Below are 18,052 nucleotides of genomic sequence, written 5' to 3' on the forward strand. Positions count from 1 at the left end.
TTATTATCTTAAGTTAATTCATATTTTCATCTTTTTTATAAAAATCTATTTATAAAATTGCATAAAAACTAATTTTTTATTCTAAAATTAAATGTTATTTGTTTTGCTACCTTTTCCAAAAGTATTTTCCCAATCTTCTATAAACTTATCAACACTCCAATCTGTCAATGGATGATTCATCATGGATTTACAAATATCATATGGCACTGTAACACTGTGTACTCCACACTTCATTAATTCTATAACCTGTTGTGCATTTTTAAAACTAGCAGCAAGTACCTTTGTATCCATATTATAAGTATCTATTATTTTTATAAGCTCTGAAACCACAGATACACCATCCCCAGATATATTATCAAGTCTGTTTACATAAGGTGCAACATAATTTGCTCCAGCTTTTGCAGCTAAAAATCCCTGATGAGCAGTAAATATTGCAGTGGCAGTTATTTTTATTCCTTTTTTATGAAGGTCTTTTATAGCTCTTAAACCATCTTGTGTTACAGGTATTTTCACATATATGTTTTCTCTCAAACTACTTATATATAATGCTTCATCTAATATATCTTCATACTTTGTACTTAATACTTGAGCATGTATAGGCATATCTTCACCTATAATTTCACCAATCTCACTTATAAGTTGCTTAAAATTCTTTTTTTCCTTTGAAATAATACTTGGATTTGTTGTTACACCATCAACTGGTAAATAAGTACTTAGCTCTTTAATTTCCTCTATGTTACCTGTATCTAAGATTAGTTGCATTAAAATATCCCCCTTTAAACTTTATTTTTTTATTTTATTTATTCTTATTATATATTGGTTTGGTATTATTTTCAACTTTTTTATTATTGTTTTTTATGTTTTTTTATTGTTTGATTTTGTTGTATATTTTTATAATTTCTTTATTTATTAAGTTTTAAATAAACTATTAAGAATAATATACTTTTTATATTAAATTAATGTTGTATTCCATATTAAAATAGTTGATATTTTATCTTTTATCTTATAATATTTACTATAATACTATATTCAGGAAAAGAGGTAAAAGATGTTTGCGGAAGAAAGGATTCAAGCTATATTAAATATCCTAAAAAAAGAAGGAAGAGTTACTGTAAAAGAACTCAGTTCAAAATTTAATGTTACTGAAGATTGTATAAGAAAAGATTTAAAAAATATAGAAAAAATTTCTTCAATACGAAGAATTTATGGTGGAGCTGTACTAGTCAGAGAAACCCTTGAAAACCAAGATACAAAAGATAGAAAAGAAATTAATATACCAACAAAAAAAATAATAGCAGAAAAAGCATTTAATCTAATTTCAGATAGAGAAACTATATTTTTAGATATATCTACAATCAATATATTGTTGGCTAAACTGTTAGCTGAAAGCAATAAGAAAGTAACATTGGTCACAAATATGCTAGATATACTAAATGTAGTTACTTCAAAGCCCAATAATTTAAATGTAATTTCTACTGGTGGTTTATTAAATCTTAGCTTAGATGGATTTGTTGGTACTCCGACAATAGACTTTATATCAAGATATAAATTTGATAAAACTTTTATGGGCAGTTGTGGTATAGATGTATTTAATTCTTCTCTTACAACATTTGAAATTGAAGATGGACTTACAAAAAAAGCTATAATAAATTCAAGTAAAAAAGTATTTATAGTTATGGAAGATAAAAAATTTAAATTTGATGGAAACTTTAAATTTGCTCATTTAGAAGACATTAGTTCTATAATTACAGAAAAATCACCTACTCCTGACATAGTAAATACTTTATCAGAATTTAATGTGAATGTTTTATAAACTTAATGATATATTTTTCAAATAGATTAAAGAGATAAACCATTATTTTGTAAATATCCTTAAAAACCTTAATTCTATATGATTACAGCAATAATCAAATTTAATATTTAAAATTTTAAAATTGATATGATTTAAATATAACATACTTGAAATAGACTTTCTAAATATAATACAGTTATTTTTAGAAAGTCTATTTCTTCTGTAAAACCTTTTATAGTATTTCTTATCTAAGAACTATTATTGATAATAGTACCTAAATCTATAGACAAAACTTTATTTCATTTCATCTTTCATTTGCTTTTCTAAATCTTTTGCAAATTTCTTTTGCTCATATCTTTCCATCATTTCATCTTTCTTCATTTCTAGATTTACCATAGCACCTTGAGCGTCATCTTTTAAGTCTTCAGCAGTATTTTTCATTACATAAGCTGTCTTTTTAGCACCTTCTTTTAAATCTTCTTTCATGTTTTTCATATCTCTTTTAAGTCTATCCATCAAAACTACCTCCTCTGTAAATATAATACTTCCTACAGTTATTTTTCCCAAAATGTATATATTTATTTGCTCTATCAAGTATAATTTTTAAGTTATTAAATGTAATTTAAGACTATCTGAATATATAACTTTTAATAAAGATTACCTATTTTTCGTTTTAAAATAAAAATAACATCAAGCATATATACTCTATGCTCGATGTTATTTCTTAAATTCATTGCATTTAATTGTTGGGAATTACTATAATGATGATTTAATTGGAGGATATTAGGTTATATCATCATTATAGCTTGGTGTTATTTTATGGTTTAAAATTTTTTATTTCTATTTACATAATACATTTTTAGTATGAATTTTTTATGATTTTACAATGAACTATTATTGAAACTTCTACTTTTTAATGTAGAAAATACTATATATGTAAAGATATTGTATTGCACATCAATATTTAATTTACAAAATTATCCAATATAAACTGATAGAAGAATAATCTTCTGTTGGCTTATTTTTAAATTATTACCATCCCTTTTTTCTTGCTGTTTTTTTCTTTTTAGTAATCGTTAATACACTAGTTTCTTTCTTTTTGCCAGCAAGGATAATTCCAGAAATCAATAAAATGAACAGCAGTACAATTAAAGCAGGAAAAATACGATAAGTATATCCATACTCCGCACTACAATTAGAATCCATTAAAATCATACTTGCTTTAATTGGATAATAATTTAATAATGTTCCTTCAAAAGTTCCAAAATATCCATACACAAAAGCAAGTGCAACACCACCCAAAAAGTTATTTACTGAACAACAGAAAAGTAAGATAATGGGTAAAACAGCAATGTATACAAAAATGTTTGCTCCGATAATATGAATAAACATATTAATGATATTGCCAAAACCTACTCCTGGAAATCCAGCAATTATATTGATTACTAACGCTATAACACATCCTATAAAACTGAAATAAATTGTTAAGAGTAGTAGCACAAGTAATTTGCTGGAAAGTAGTTGTTTGTAAGGAATAGGAATTGTTAATAGGCTTTTTATGGTATCGTCTGTATATTCCCGTGTTATGATATATCCAGCAATCAATGTAATAATAATCGGGAAGAAAAGGGTACAATTACTAGTCATAACCTGTTGCATGAAATATTCAAATGTCCATGATTGTCCACCACTAGCTGTTGAATAAAATAATGACAGTAGTGGAGAAAGTGTTGTCATAATAATTCCAGCCTTTATTACAGAATATCGTTTTAATTTCAAAAATTCAACTTTTACTATATTTTCCATATATATTACCTCGTCCATTTTTTGTAGAATCGAACTATCAGCCATAAGAAGATAGTAACAGTAATCACCATGAGTAAAACTGTATGGCTGGTGGTTGGTACAATATCGTATGCTTCTGGTAAAAGATTATCTTTTTGCAGATTATTCATCATGGAACCGCTCGCCCAGTTCATAACACATATAACTGGAAAGAAATTTAAAAAAGTGATTTTAGAAGCACTTATGGAGGTTCCCACAGTCCCCAATATTCCCCAGTTGAAAATAGAATAGAAAAATGCAAGCAAGATGGACAATAAAAATGTTTTGTTAAAATAAATAATCAGAAAAACAATCGGTAAAGAAGCCGCTACAATAAGCACAGCAAAAACTAAACTCATCATTAACTTATAGGACATACCATAAACCATTCCTGCATGAAACAAACTGGAAAACAATGCAACTGATAAGGTATTTATTAGGCAAAAAGCAATTCCAAAAATAAATAACATATAGATTTTTGCCCTGATAAGTTGCGTATTTGCAATAGGTATTGTCCTGATATTTTTTGAAGTATTACAGTCTCTTTCTATAAAGAAAAGAATAGCTGCAATAATACCAATTAAACAAGGCAGTAAAAAAACCAATCCATAACCTAACATCATTGTATAGACATAATCAAATCTTGTTTGAAGATAATGTTCTGTCATATCTGTGTTTGTTCTGGATTTTGCCATATATGTTAAAATTAAGGGAAAGAATAATGATAATGACAAAAGTGCGTATAATAACTTTTTGCGTTTTAACTTCCAAAATTCACATTTTATGAGTTTAAGCAATTCCCTCACCTCTGGTTACTCGTTTGAAGTAGTCTTCAAGGGTCTCTTCGCAAGTATGTGCTTCAAAAACCTCTAATCCATTCTCTACAAACGAAGTTACAATTTTTCCAACAGATAAATCAAGATTATGCAGTCTTAAATTGTGGTCATCTTGAATTGTAAAGTGCTGCTCATGGAATATGTGTTCCAAAACTCTTCCTGCCTGTGCTGTATCAGAAATCGTAAAATGAATATATTTGTTGCTTTTCTGTTCCAGTTCAGATAGACTTTCTTCTTCCAATAATACTCCATGGTCGATAATTCCTATATCATCAGCCAGCAGAGCTATTTCTGATAAAATATGACTGGAGATTAAAATGGTCTTTCCTCTTTTTTTACATAGGTCATGGATAAATGAGCGTATTTCTGCAATTCCAATAGGGTCAAGACCGTTAATTGGTTCATCCAAAATCAATAATTCTGGCTCGTGCATAATAGCAAGAGCAATCGCTAGTCTTTGTTTCATTCCCAGAGAATATTGAGAAAACAGCTTTTTGTCTTTATATGGAAGACCTACTAAATCCAAAGCATTTTTGATAGCGTTCCGGTTTTGAATTCCACGTAAAGTAGCAAAAATACACAGATTTTCCGTAGCAGTCAGGTTCGGATAAAAACCAGGCGATTCAATCAGACTTCCTATGTGTGGCAGCAATTTTTTTCATTGTCTTTTAAGCATTTTCCAAAAATCTTCACTTCACCAGAAGTAGGCTGTGTTAATCCAAGCAACATTTTCATTGTGGTAGTTTTTCCTGCTCCGTTTCTACCAAGCAGACCGTAAATTCTCCCTTTCTGTACATGGATGTTCAGGTCAGCAACACTTTTTTGCGAACCATACTGTTTTGTAAGATTTTTCGTTTCAATTATGTATTTGTTCATATACATTCCCCCTATTCTGATTCCCATTATAACACTCTAATCTTACATTAATCTTGCTAGAACCTTGCATTAACCTTGCAATTTATCCAAAAAATCCCTCTCAAATTTCTTCTTCAGCAGGGAATGACTCATATTCAGTTCCAGTCTGCCTGTATAAATGCTCAATGAGATAACCAAAATCTACCTTATCCAGCGCTAGATTTTGCCCATCCTCTAAGTAAAATGCCTTGTATCTTCGGTATCTAAAAATGACTGTAACACGGCTCTAAAACCCATTCAGTCAAACGCCATTAATGAAGGCCCATTCAATGACGTTCTTTACTGCCTGCTGACTTTTCAAGGATAAGCAAAATCCAATAGAAAAAGGACGCAGATTTCAAAAAATGCGTCCTTTTTCTATCATAATATTCAGTTTTATATAATCACACTGTCTGCCTGCTGTCTGCAAAGCCTTGATTTTGCTAATTTTCTACTACCATCCTTATCAAAACTCGTAAATACAGGCTATGCTGACATTTTCTAACTTATGAAAAGATACTCTATATATGTTTTAAAGCTAATTTTTAAATTCAACCGTAAATACTACAGAGTTTTCCTTATTTTTTATACTGTATTCAAACCCATGAGTTTTAAAAATTTGACTGACTATATAAAGACCAAGACCACTTCCTCCAGTTTTTCTTGAACGAGATTTTTCTATTCTATAAAATGGATTAAATATCTCTTCTAAGTAACGTTTCTCTATAGTTACACCAGTATTTTCAATTTCTAAAATAACTCTTTGATTAGAAGTTTTTTTGTTTATTCGATTGTTTTTATCATAAAGTCTAATTATAAGGTCTGAGCCTTCAGGAGAATATTTTATAGCATTATTTATTATATTATTAATTGCTTTAGTTATTCTCTCTTGGTCTGCCTTAATTTCTAGGTTTTCTTCTATTTTTAGAATAGTTTTCATATGTTTTTCTTCTATTAAAAATACTTGTCTTTTTACCAGTCTATTTAAAAGTTCACTTATATTTATTGATACTAATTTTAAATCTTTTTCTAGTATTTCTGATTTTGAAACCTCTATCATCTCATTTACTAAATCTTTTAGCTCTTGTGTACATTCATATGATTTTTTCAAGTAAGTATCCCTATCTTTATACTTACCTACACTATAAATCATTCCTTCAATTTGACCACTTATTATGGTTATTGGAGTTTTTAATTCATGTGATATCGTTGCAACAAAATCCTTTCTTCTATATTCCTGTTCTCTTTCACTCTCTATTATATTTATAAGAGGCTTTGTTATTACGATTGAATATATATATGCTCCAATAATTGCTATTAATATCGCTATTGATATAATGTATGGCATTAACTTTCTTATGACTTCATTTGCTTCGTCAATTGGCTGTAATGGCATAACAAGTTCTAAACTATATGGCCCGTCTTTTGAGTCTTTTGTATATATAGGTATAGATGTTCTATACTCATCTTCAATACTATTAATCATATACTTACTATATCTTAAAATAACTACTTCATTTTTACCATATACAATTTTTCCTTGGTTGTCTTTTAGTAAAATAGCAAGGTTTTGGTCTTTAGCCATATAATAGAGTCTTTCTTCTAAAGTATATGTATCAAAGTGAATTGAACTATCTACTAGAGATTTTAAGCTTTCTTGAAGAGACTCAATTTTATACTCATGATAATATGATGGCAATAAAAAATATAAAATTAGGTATATTATTAAAGCTAATGCTATTAATAATGATGTTGTTATGGAAAATAATTTATACTTTATACTTAATTTTTCCCACTTATCAAATATCCTTCTCAAGTGTATATCCTATTCCTTTTACAGTTTTAATATATGGTAATGATATTTTTTTTCTTATATTTTTTATATGTGCATCAACAATTCTAGTATCTCCATAATAATCATAACCCCATATACTATCTAAAAGACCTTCCCTAGTTATAACCTGTGGATATTTTTCTATCAAAGCTTTCAATATATTAAATTCTTTTAATGTAAGTTCTATAGGCTCTCCATCTATTTCAGCAATATATGTGTTTAAATCTAACTTTAATTTTTCAAAAACTATAAACTTATCATTTATCGTTTTATTGCTTCTTCTCAAGATAGCTTCTACTCTTTTAATGAGAAGATTAAATGAAAATGGTTTTGTTATATAATCATCGCATTCTAAGTCAAATCCCTTAAGTTGATCTCCTTCATCGTTTAAAGCAGTCAAAAATATAATTGGAACACTTGATGATTTTCTTATCATTTTACAAACTCCATAACCATCTAAGTTTGGCATCATTATATCCAATATTACCAAGTCATAACTTCCTTGCTTAAATTTTTGTATACCTTCTAATCCATCATTTGCTGACTCAACCTGATAGCCTTCTGCACTTAAAAACTCTGATATTAATTCTTGTATGTTTGAATCGTCTTCGATTACAAGTATTGACGAGTTCATCCTATCAATCCTTTCTATTTTAAAATTTCTTATATTACTTATATTTTATCTCATTGTTGTGAATTTTACATGAAAAAAGAACTATCTTAATTTGTAAATTAATCCTTTTAATTAAAGATAGCTCTTTTAAATACATTTTTACTTAATTTATTATTCTAATTTTTTTTATATGCTTTGAAATTTTTAAGTCTAAGCGCATTTGAAACTACCGAAACTGAACTTAAACTCATGGCTGCTGCTGCAATCATTGGATTTAAAAGAGGTCCTCCAAATATATACAATAATCCTGCTGCTACAGGTATACCAATTGTATTATATCCAAATGCCCAAAATAAGTTTTGCTTTATGTTTTTTATAGTTTCATTACTAAGTTTAATCGCAGTTGGAACATCCATTAAATCACTCTTCATAAGCACTATATCTGCAGACTCAATTGCTACATCTGTTCCACTTCCTATTGCTATTCCTATATCAGCTTTTGCAAGAGCTGGTGCATCATTTATTCCATCTCCTACCATTGCAACAAACTTACCTTGATTTTGTAATTTTTCAACTTCTTTTGATTTATCTTCTGGTAAAACCTCTGCTAATACCATATCTATACCTACTTGACTTGCTATAGCATTTGCAGTCTTAACATTATCTCCAGTTACCATTGCAACTTTTATTCCCATATCATGAAGAATATCTATTGCTTTTTTACTACTTTCTTTAACCACATCTGCAACTGCAATTATTCCTGATAAATTTCCATCTACAGCAATATACATAGGTGTCTTACCTTGACTTGCTAGTATATTAGATTTTTCCTCTAAATCTTTAAGGTTAATATTATTGTCGTTCATAAGCTTTCTATTTCCAAGTAATATATTTTCATTATTTATAGTAACTTGTATACCAGCACCTGGTATAGCTTTAAAGTTATCAACTTTTTCAATCTGTATATTTTTCTCTTCTCCATATCTAACTATTGCTTCTCCTAGAGGATGTTCTGAACCTTTCTCTGCACTTGAAGCAATCTTAATTAGGTATTCTTCTTTCACATTATTTAATACAATATCTGTTACTTTTGGTTTTCCTTCTGTTATTGTACCTGTTTTATCAAATATTACTGTATTTACTTTGTGAGCAGATTCTAGTGCTTCCCCACCTTTTATCAGTATTCCATTTTCTGCACCTTTTCCAGTTCCAACCATTATAGCAGTTGGTGTAGCCAATCCTAATGCACAAGGGCAAGCAATTACAAGTATTGATATGAATATAGTAAGTACAAATACTATATCTTTTCCACCCACTAAAAACCACAATAATGATGATACTATAGCTATTGCAATTACTATTGGTACAAAATATCCAGAAACAGTATCAGCAAGTTTAGCAATGGGTGCTTTTGTACCCTGTGCATCTTCAACTAATTTTATTATTTGAGCAAGAGCTGTATCTCCACCAATTTTTTCAGCTTTAAATTTAATAACACCATTTTTATTTATACTAGCTCCTGTAACTTTACTTCCAATATTTTTTTCTACTGGTATACTTTCACCTGTAAGCATAGATTCATCAACTGATGTATATCCCTCTATTACAACTCCATCTACTGGTATTTTAGTCCCTGGTTTTACTAGTATTATATCTCCTATTCCAACTTCTTCTATAGGAGTCTCTATTTCTTTACCATCAACTATTACTATTGCAGTTTTAGGTTGTAGCCCCATAAGTTTTTTAATTGCTTCTGATGTTTTTCCTTTTGATTTTGATTCTAAATATTTACCAAGTAATATAAGTGCTATTATTATTCCTGCACTTTCATAATACAACTGATGATGGTGCATACCCTGAATTTGTCCATTTGCTATTTGTACTGTTGTATATAGACTATATAAAAATGCTGCCAATGTACCAATTGCAACCAAAGAATCCATATTAGGACTTAAAGAAAAAAGTGCTTTAAACCCATTTATATAAAATTTATATCCAGCTATCATAACTGGAATTACTAAAATCAATTGAACTAATGCATAATTTAAAGTATTTGTCATAGGATTTAGAATTTCTGGTAAAGGCCATGGTCCTATAGGTTTTATTATCATAGGACCCATTGCTATATAAAACAAAGGTACTGCAAATACTATTGCAACTATGAATTTAATAAATAAAGTATTCATTTCTTTTTCTTTTCTTAATTTATCTTCATCTACATCAACTTTATTTTTTACTTCTTCTATTGGTTTATAACCAGCTTTTTCTATAGCTGCTTTTATCTGAGATAATTTTACTTTTGATGGATTATAGTCTATATTAGCTTTATCAGTTGCAATATTTACACTAATACTTTCTACTCCATCCAATTTTTTTACTACTCTCTCTACAGCTTTTGCACAGGCTGCACATGTCATTCCATCAATTTTCATATCAATTTTTTTATTACTTTCTTCCTTTATAATTCCATATCCAGCTTTTTCTACAACCTGCTTTATGTCATCAAAGCTAACTTTAGAATTGTCATATTCTATCTTAAGTTTTTCAGTAGCTATGTTTACGCTTTGGTCATATACTCCATCTAATTTCTTAGTTACTCTTTCTACTGCCTTTGAACAAGCTGCACATGTCATACCTGTTATTTTATAATTTTCTACTATTTTATTTGAACTCATAATAAACTCTTCCTCTCTTTCAATATATTTTCAATTAATTTGTATATTTTATTTTGATATGTAATATTGATAAATTCTTTATTTGGAAATCTATAGTATTTATTATACCCCCTATAGGTATATTTAATCAATATTTTTTTAATAAATAAATTTAATTTAGTTATATTTATTTGTATTTAATAAAAAAGTATACTCATAATTAAATATGTACATAAAAAGAGAGCAAATAAATTGCTAAATACTTACTCAATTTATATGCTCTCTTTTATATAATTTATTTTCTACTGTAGTTTTTTCTTACATGTATAGTTTATTTCTTACATGCTTCAAAAAATTCTTCCTCTGTTTCTCTTATTTCAAGCTCATTATCTATTATTCCTACAGCTTCTTTTTTAAATGCTCTACATTGACCTATACAACCAGTCTTCACATTTTCTTCTCCAACTAAAGTTTTTAGCTTATTTACATCCACATTTGAACAGTTTGGGCATACTCTTATCATATTTAAGTTCCTCCTAATTAATGTCTAATTAATACAGTTATACCCAAATATAAGCTTTGTAATTTTTTTTTTACAATAAATTATTTCCATGCATTCCATTTTATAGTAATTCTATTATTACATGTATGGGGGTATTTGCTGTTTTCTTACTATCTCCAATTCTTTAACTTCTATAAACTTAACTACATTTACTTTGTAGTTTTCTTTAGATTTTATATATAAAACATCTTCTTCTATTTTTTTACCCTCAATAAACTTTTTAGAACATCTTAAAAGTTCTTCAAAATTATCTACTTCCTCTTTTATGAAAATATCACTTTCACTTGTAAAATATTTAATGATTATTTTAGTTACTTCCAATATATATCATCCTCTACTTTTAAATTAGTATGTTCATTTATAAATTTATTATTTGTCTAAAAATTTTTTTTAAACAAAATAAATTTATATATTTGAAATCAACATTTTTACCTAATTTAAATTATATTAATGCATTTTAATCTATTTTTCCTTGTACCTAATAATATATTGTGATATAATTAATAAGTTATTTTAATCGAAGGGAGCAACAAAAATGTCACAAAAACATAAAATTATAAATATCGCAGTTATTGCCCACGTTGATGCAGGAAAATCAACACTAGTTGATGCTTTCCTTTCTCAAAGTGGTGTTTTTAGAGAAAATGAAGTAGTTAAAGACTGCGTTATGGACAGTAACGACCTTGAGAAAGAAAGAGGCATAACTATATATTCAAAAAACTGTGCAATAAACTATCAAGACTATAAAATAAATATAGTTGATACACCAGGACATAGCGACTTTTCTTCTGAAGTTGAACGTGTTATGAAAACTGTTGACACAGTTATTTTACTAGTTGATGCAAGCGAAGGCCCAATGCCTCAAACTAGATTTGTTTTACAAAAATCTTTAGAGTTCGGTTTAAAACCAATACTATTTATCAATAAAATTGATAAAAAAGACCAAAGAGCGGAAGAAGTAGTTAATGAAGTTTTCGATTTATTTGTAGACTTAAATGCAACAGACGAACAATGTGAGTTCCCTATAATATATGGAATAGCTAAACAAGGTATAGCTAAACTTGAAATGGATGATGACAGTGAAGACCTATCTCCACTATTTAAAACTATTGTAAATCATGTTGAAGCTTATCCTGATTACGACAATGAATCTCTACAATTCCAAATATCAGCTCTTGCATATGATGATTATGTAGGTAGACTTGGTATAGGTAGAATCTATAAAGGAACACTTAAAAGCAATGAACAAGTTGCTATTTGTAGAGAAGGTTCTGTTGTATCTAGAGGAAAAGTATCAAGACTTTCTGTATATGAAGGTTTAAAACAAGTTGAAGTGAATGAAGCTACTAGTGGAGAAATAGTTGTTATATCTGGTATTCCTGATATATCTATAGGAGAAACTCTATGTGATTTAGATAATCCACTTCCTATGGAAATGATAAAAATAGAAGAGCCTACTCTTTCTATGAACTTCTTAGTAAATGATTCCCCATTTGTTGGAAAAAGTGGTAAATTCGTTACAACTAGACATTTAAAAGACAGACTTGAAAAAGAACTTGAAGTAAATGTAGGACTTAAAGTTGAACCTCTTGATACTACTGATGGATATAAAGTTTCTGGACGTGGAGAACTTCATTTATCTATACTTCTTGAAAATATGAGACGTGAAGGTTATGAAGTTGGTGTTTCTAAGCCTGAAGTTTTAATGCATAAAGAAGATGGAAAATTGATGGAACCAGTAGAAAGAGTTATTGTAAACTGTCCAGAAGTTTATTCAGGTACTATTATAAATGAATTGAACATGAGAAAAGGTATGATGGAGTCTATGTCAATAGAAGGAGACTATGTAAAAATAGAATTCTTAGCTCCTACTCGTGGTCTTTTAGGATATAGAAGTGAGTTTATAAATGCTACTCGTGGAGAAGGTACTCTAGTTCGTTCATTTGAAAAATTTGAAGAATTTAAGGGTGAAATACCTTCAAGAGGAAATGGTGTCTTAATAGCACAAGGACCTGGTGTTACTATGGGATATTCTCTTAATGCTTTAAGTGATAGAGCTACGATGTTTGTAGACCCTGGTGTAGAAGTTTATGAAGGTATGATAATTGGTATGAATTCTAGAAAAGACGACATGGTAGTTAATCCTTGTAAAAACAAGAAAATGAGTAACGTACGTGCTTCTGGTTCAGATGATGCTATAAAATTATCACCTCCTAGAATATTCACTCTTGAGGAAGCATTAGAATTTATAGAAGATGATGAATTAGTTGAAATCACACCAGATTCTATAAGACTTAGAAAAAGATTATTAAATGAACATGATAGATTAAGATATAATAAGTCTAGACAAGGTAAATAAATTCTAATATCTGTTTACTAAATAGCCATATAATACTTAAAGATATATTTTCTTTATAGTGTTATATGGCTATTTTTATTTAAGAGTTATATTTATTCAACATTTATATAATTAGCTGCTTGAACAGCTGCGATAGCACCATCTGAAGCTGCTGTTATTATTTGACGTAAAAACTTCGTTCTATTATCTCCTGCTACATATACACCTTCAACTGATGTTGTGCAAGACTCATCTGAAACTATATACCCACCTTCATCTAACTCAAGTACATTTTCAAACATTTTATTGTTAGGTTTAAGTCCTATAGCAATGAAAATACCGCTTACATCTATAGTTCTTTTCTCCTCAGTTTTTAAGTCTTTTACTTCTATTCTTGATACTGTCTTTTCACCTTCTATTTTTTCTACACCATGACTATAAAGTATCTCAATATTTTTTCTTGCCTTTACTGACTTTTCTAATACTTCTTCACCTCTAAAATCATCTCTTCTGTGAATTAAGTACACTTTTGTACAATTATTAGCTAAAAATAAAGCATCTTCTAATGCAGTATTTCCTCCACCAACTATTGCAACTTCTTTATTCTTAAAAAAGGCTCCATCACATGTTGCACAATAAGATACTCCTCTACCTGTAAACTCTTTTTCTCCAACACATCCTAATTTACGTCTTTCGACTCCATTTGCGAGGATAACAGCCTTTGCTTTATGTTCTCCTGATGCTGTTTTAACAATTTTTACTTTACCTTCTAAACTTATCCTTTCTACTTCATCAAACTGAATATCAACACCCTGATCGACTGCTTGATTATATATGTTAGTAGAAAACTCTATACCAGAAATTTTTTGAACTGCTGGATAATTTTCTACCTCAGATGTACTTGCAACTTGACCTCCATAAATACTTTTTTCAAAGACTGTTACACTTAAACCAGCTCTCATAGCATAAATTGCTGAAGTTAAACCTGCTGGTCCAGCACCAATTACAATAATATCTACCATGACAATTTACCTCTCTTTATATTATTATTTCTTATATATTATTCTCATTATTCTTATACTTTACTATTATTATCCATATATACTATAAACAAAACATTATTTTTGTTAGTTTATAGAAAGGATTAATTTAAAAACTGATAGCTATAAATAAAGTATTATTTTTTACATTTTAACTTTATTTATTTATATGTTAACTTTATTTAATAAATATATAAAAAAACTGTAAATAAAAAGTAATTTTTACTTACAGTTCTACTTATTTATATAATTTAAAACCTTATTGGTTATCATTTACAGTGTCTTCTAATATATTGCTTTCTGATATATATGATAGAATTGAAAGTCCATACATAACCAAAACTAATGCTGCTGTTATAAGTACTATTCCCATATTTAATACCTCCTTTTGTTTACAGTATACTCTTATTATGTGAAATACTTGTGAATTTAATTTGAACATATTTGTAATTTTACAATAGTATTTTTTTCAAATTAAGAATTATATACTTTTATTAATTCAAGTACAATTAATCGTTTAAATATTAACGCTATTTATCTATATTTATATGATATACCATATAATTACATTTTTCAAATTAAAGTTTTGTAAACTTTTTTTGTAATATGGTGTAGCATAAAATTTTAATATTACAGATATGTAACTCTTATCTTCTAATTAATTTTTATTAAAATCCACTTCATTTCTATGAAAATTCAAGTTTTTATAGATTTAAAAAGGTTAAAAAAATATTCTGTATATAAGTCAATTTGATTACAGTTTTTTTACATTTCAAAAAATATTTTTTCCAAATTTTTATATTAATACTTGACTTTGTCTGTTTTATATTCTAGAATAATTAATAATATTAAGAATATTGAAAGGCTTTGATTAGGAAGAGTAAATCTGAATCGGTTACCAGAGAAGGAAACTATTAGCTGAAAAGTTTCTTTAACTAGAAAGATTGAAAACTACCTATGAGCTTCTATCTGAAGTTATCTTATGATTTTAGTAAGAATAGACGTTTTACTACTTACGTTAAAGTATCAAGTGGATTTTTTAAAATCAATTTGGGTGGAACCGCGGGAAACAGATTCTCGTCCCTTTTTTAGGGATGAGGGTCTTTTTTTATTACCTAAATTCAGTTTTTAAAATATTCTGTATCTAGTTTAATTAGCTAATTAAAAATTTAAAATATATGGAGGATTATAGAAATGTATTATTCAAGTACAAGAGGCACCAAAGAAAAAGTAACTGCATCACAAGCAATAATAAAAGGAATTTCAAACGATGGTGGTCTTTATGTTCCAAGTGAATTTCCAAATGTAAAAAATGAACTTATAGATTTAGTAAATTTAACGTATTCCCAAATAGCATTTTTTGTACTTAGTAAATTTTTATGCGATTTTACTGAATCTGAGATTAAAGATTGTATAACAAATGCATATGACGAAAAATTTGATTGCACTAGTATAGCTCCATTAAATAAAGTAAATGATGCTTATTTCTTAGAATTATATCATGGTCCAACTTTAGCATTTAAGGATATGGCACTTACTATAATGCCTCACCTTCTTAAAACATCTATTAAAAAAGATAATTTAGAAAAAGATGTTGTAATTCTTACTGCTACATCTGGAGATACAGGAAAAGCAGCACTTGAAGGTTTTAAAGATATAGACAAGATAAAAATAATTGTATTCTTTCCAGAAGATGGTGTAAGTGCAGTGCAAAAACTTCAGATGAAGACTCAAACTGGAAAAAATACATATGTAGTTGGTATAAAAGGAAATTTTGACGATGCACAATCTGGTGTAAAGAAAATTTTCTCTAATAAGGAATTTAATGAAAAACTATTAGATAGTAATTATATCTTATCTTCTGCTAATTCAATTAACATAGGAAGACTTCTTCCTCAAGTTGCATACTATTTTTATTCATATATGAAATTGGTAGATAGTGATGAAATAAAGTTAAATGACAAAATAAATTTTGTAGTCCCAACTGGTAACTTTGGTAATATTTTAGCTGGATATTATGCTAAACAAATGGGACTTCCAATAAATAAATTGATATGTGCATCAAATGACAACAATGTACTTTATGACTTCTTTAAAACTGGTATATATGATAAAAATAGAGCATTGAAATTGACTTCTTCACCTTCTATGGATATATTAATTTCAAGTAATTTAGAAAGATTATTATTTGAAATATCAAATAGAAATACTGAAACTGTAAGCAGACTTCTATCTAATCTTAGTGAAGATGGAGTTTATAAAATAAATGAAGATATGAAAAAGAATCTGGCTTCATTCTATGGTGAATATTCTAATGAGGAAGAAGTTAAAAACACGATAAATAATATTTTTAAAAATTACAATTATTTAATCGATACTCATACTGCTGTTGCATATAATTGTTATGAAAAATACAAAAAAGAAACTTCTGATGATACAAAAACTGTTGTTGTAAGTACTGCAAGCCCATTTAAGTTTTCTGAAGATGTTTTAAAATCTATAGACTCCAATTTTGGAAATCTTGATGATTTTGCCATAATAGATAGATTATCAAATATTGCTAAGGTAGATATACCAAAACCTATTAGAAATCTTCAAAATGCAGAAATACTACATAAAGATATTTATGAAAAGGATGAATTAAAAATAGCTATAGAAAAATTCTTAAAGGTATAGGTGATTATTATGTTAGAAATTATAGTTCCTGCAACAAGTGCAAATATAGGTCCAGGATTTGATTGTCTTGGAATTGCTTTAAATATATATAATAAATTTTATGTTGAAGAAATTGAAAGTGGTCTTGAAATAGAAGGTTGCGAAGATGCCTACAAAAATGAAAATAATTTAGTTTATACATCTATGAAATACTTCTTTGATAGAGTTAAGCCAGCTAAAATACCTACTGGTATCAAAATAAAAATCCAAAGTGATGTCCCTATATGTAGAGGTCTTGGTAGTAGTGCCTCTTGTATAGTTGCTGGCGTTATAGCTGCAAATGCTCTATCAAATGCTAATTTAGATAAATGCCAGTTGTTAAATATAGCTTCAGAAATAGAGGGACATCCAGATAATGTTGCTCCTGCTATTTTAGGTAATATGGTTGTTTCTGTTACTGATAATGACAATATACACTACGATATTATAGAAATCCCTAATGAACTCAAATTTTGTGCAATGATACCTAATTTCAAACTGTCAACTGAAAAAGCTAGAGGTGTTTTACCAAAAGAAATACCATATTCTGATGGAGTGTTTAATGTTAGTAGAGTCGCTTTACTTGTGTCTGCACTGTTAAACAAAAACTTTGAGCTTCTTAAAGTAGCTTGTCAAGATAAATTGCATCAAGATTATAGGGGTACTTTAATTGAAAACTACAGTGATATTGTTAAAAAATCTGAACAATTAAATAGTATTGGCGTATTCTTAAGTGGAGCTGGGCCTACTATAATGGCTTTAATAAAAGAAAATGATGATAATTTCGTGTATAATATGAGAGATCATCTATCAAACTTAAAATCTAATTGGGAAATAAAAGAGTTGTGTTGTGATTCTAAAGGAGCAGTTTTAAATATTCTATAATTATTGTCTCACATATAAAATATAACTACTCTTTTATTATAATTTGTAGTATAATAATTAGGACTAGGTAATAATATTAAGTATTA

The 18,052-nt window shown here is 28.2% G+C and carries 14 protein-coding genes, 1 pseudogene and 1 other annotated feature; of the genes and pseudogenes, 4 read left to right on the plus strand and 11 right to left on the minus strand.

Translation table 11 applies throughout. The features are described 5' to 3' along the window. Positions 1-87 precede the first annotated feature (87 nt). The gene (gene fsa, locus IC219_RS03195; protein WP_227434759.1) at positions 88-762 is read right to left on the minus strand and encodes a fructose-6-phosphate aldolase; all 675 of its coding nucleotides are present in this window, start codon (positions 760-762) and stop codon (positions 88-90) included. A 286-nt stretch (positions 763-1,048) separates the two neighbouring features. Between fsa and IC219_RS03200 the strand changes: the two genes are divergently transcribed. Next, on the plus strand, positions 1,049-1,813 hold the full coding sequence (locus tag IC219_RS03200) for a DeoR/GlpR family DNA-binding transcription regulator (protein WP_227434760.1): 765 nt from the start codon (positions 1,049-1,051) through the stop codon (positions 1,811-1,813). A gap of 273 nt (positions 1,814-2,086) precedes the next feature. On the opposite strand, the gene IC219_RS03205 is transcribed toward IC219_RS03200, so the two are convergent. The 9 genes and pseudogenes from IC219_RS03205 to IC219_RS03245 all read right to left on the minus strand — a co-directional run bounded on the left by IC219_RS03205 (position 2,087) and on the right by IC219_RS03245 (position 11,330). Beyond that, positions 2,087-2,308, minus strand: coding sequence for a hypothetical protein (locus tag IC219_RS03205; protein ID WP_227434761.1), 222 nt, complete (start codon positions 2,306-2,308; stop codon positions 2,087-2,089). A gap of 516 nt (positions 2,309-2,824) precedes the next feature. Further along, positions 2,825-3,598, minus strand: a complete 774-nt coding sequence (locus IC219_RS03210; RefSeq protein WP_227823998.1) for an ABC transporter permease — start codon at positions 3,596-3,598, stop codon at positions 2,825-2,827. Positions 3,599-3,603: 5 nt separating this feature from the next. Then, complete coding sequence (locus IC219_RS03215) at positions 3,604-4,422, minus strand: ABC transporter permease (protein ID WP_227830600.1); 819 nt, start codon at positions 4,420-4,422, stop codon at positions 3,604-3,606. Continuing rightward, positions 4,406-5,328: pseudogene (locus IC219_RS03220) on the minus strand (ABC transporter ATP-binding protein). The gene IC219_RS03215 and the pseudogene IC219_RS03220 overlap by 17 nt, the downstream one beginning before the upstream one ends. A 556-nt stretch (positions 5,329-5,884) precedes the next feature. Next, a complete protein-coding gene (locus IC219_RS03225) occupies positions 5,885-7,162 on the minus strand; it encodes a sensor histidine kinase (protein WP_227434764.1) in 1,278 nt (425 codons plus the stop codon). Then, on the minus strand, positions 7,146-7,814 hold the full coding sequence (locus IC219_RS03230; protein WP_227434765.1) for a response regulator transcription factor: 669 nt from the start codon (positions 7,812-7,814) through the stop codon (positions 7,146-7,148). Before IC219_RS03230 ends, IC219_RS03225 begins: the two co-directional genes overlap by 17 nt. Before the next feature lie 155 nt (positions 7,815-7,969). Beyond that, the gene (locus IC219_RS03235) at positions 7,970-10,468 is read right to left on the minus strand and encodes a heavy metal translocating P-type ATPase (RefSeq protein ID WP_227830601.1); all 2,499 of its coding nucleotides are present in this window, start codon (positions 10,466-10,468) and stop codon (positions 7,970-7,972) included. Positions 10,469-10,778: 310 nt separating this feature from the next. After that, on the minus strand, positions 10,779-10,970 hold the full coding sequence (locus tag IC219_RS03240; protein WP_227434767.1) for a DUF1450 domain-containing protein: 192 nt from the start codon (positions 10,968-10,970) through the stop codon (positions 10,779-10,781). A 117-nt stretch (positions 10,971-11,087) separates the two neighbouring features. After that, a complete protein-coding gene (locus IC219_RS03245) occupies positions 11,088-11,330 on the minus strand; it encodes a hypothetical protein (RefSeq protein WP_227824003.1) in 243 nt (80 codons plus the stop codon). 214 nt (positions 11,331-11,544) lie between these two features. Here IC219_RS03245 and typA point away from each other — a divergent pair, with 214 nt between their 5' ends. Beyond that, the gene (typA, locus tag IC219_RS03250) at positions 11,545-13,368 is read left to right on the plus strand and encodes a translational GTPase TypA (protein WP_227434769.1); all 1,824 of its coding nucleotides are present in this window, start codon (positions 11,545-11,547) and stop codon (positions 13,366-13,368) included. A gap of 92 nt (positions 13,369-13,460) precedes the next feature. Here typA and trxB read toward each other — a convergent pair whose 3' ends face one another. Next, positions 13,461-14,369 carry a thioredoxin-disulfide reductase gene (trxB, locus tag IC219_RS03255; protein WP_227482559.1) on the minus strand — a complete coding sequence of 303 codons (909 nt, stop codon included), beginning with the start codon at positions 14,367-14,369 and terminating at the stop codon, positions 13,461-13,463. Positions 14,370-15,245: 876 nt separating this feature from the next. Continuing rightward, positions 15,246-15,475 (plus strand) — a binding site (T-box leader). Between the two features lie 106 nt (positions 15,476-15,581). Between trxB and thrC the strand changes: the two genes are divergently transcribed. Further along, a complete protein-coding gene (thrC, locus tag IC219_RS03260; protein ID WP_227434771.1) occupies positions 15,582-17,063 on the plus strand; it encodes a threonine synthase in 1,482 nt (493 codons plus the stop codon). Positions 17,064-17,072: 9 nt separating this feature from the next. Next, positions 17,073-17,966 (plus strand): homoserine kinase, encoded by an 894-nt coding sequence (gene thrB / locus IC219_RS03265; protein WP_227482558.1) that lies wholly within the window; start codon positions 17,073-17,075, stop codon positions 17,964-17,966. The last annotated feature ends 86 nt before the right edge of the window (positions 17,967-18,052 follow it).

The organism is Clostridioides sp. ES-W-0018-02 (assembly GCF_020658175.1).
Taxonomy (GTDB): domain Bacteria; phylum Bacillota; class Clostridia; order Peptostreptococcales; family Peptostreptococcaceae; genus Clostridioides.

Excerpts from the sequence above, each read along its gene's own strand:
- fsa (WP_227434759.1), bottom strand. The coding sequence starts at position 762 with ATGCAACTAATCTTAGATACAGGTAACATAGAGGAAATTAAAGAGCTA.
- IC219_RS03200 (WP_227434760.1), top strand. The coding sequence starts at position 1,049 with ATGTTTGCGGAAGAAAGGATTCAAGCTATATTAAATATCCTAAAAAAA.
- IC219_RS03205 (WP_227434761.1), bottom strand. The coding sequence starts at position 2,308 with ATGGATAGACTTAAAAGAGATATGAAAAACATGAAAGAAGATTTAAAA.
- IC219_RS03210 (WP_227823998.1), bottom strand. The coding sequence starts at position 3,598 with ATGGAAAATATAGTAAAAGTTGAATTTTTGAAATTAAAACGATATTCT.
- IC219_RS03230 (WP_227434765.1), bottom strand. The coding sequence starts at position 7,814 with ATGAACTCGTCAATACTTGTAATCGAAGACGATTCAAACATACAAGAA.
- IC219_RS03235 (WP_227830601.1), bottom strand. The coding sequence starts at position 10,468 with ATGAGTTCAAATAAAATAGTAGAAAATTATAAAATAACAGGTATGACA.
- IC219_RS03240 (WP_227434767.1), bottom strand. The coding sequence starts at position 10,970 with ATGATAAGAGTATGCCCAAACTGTTCAAATGTGGATGTAAATAAGCTA.
- typA (WP_227434769.1), top strand. The coding sequence starts at position 11,545 with ATGTCACAAAAACATAAAATTATAAATATCGCAGTTATTGCCCACGTT.
- trxB (WP_227482559.1), bottom strand. The coding sequence starts at position 14,369 with ATGGTAGATATTATTGTAATTGGTGCTGGACCAGCAGGTTTAACTTCA.
- thrC (WP_227434771.1), top strand. The coding sequence starts at position 15,582 with ATGTATTATTCAAGTACAAGAGGCACCAAAGAAAAAGTAACTGCATCA.
- thrB (WP_227482558.1), top strand. The coding sequence starts at position 17,073 with ATGTTAGAAATTATAGTTCCTGCAACAAGTGCAAATATAGGTCCAGGA.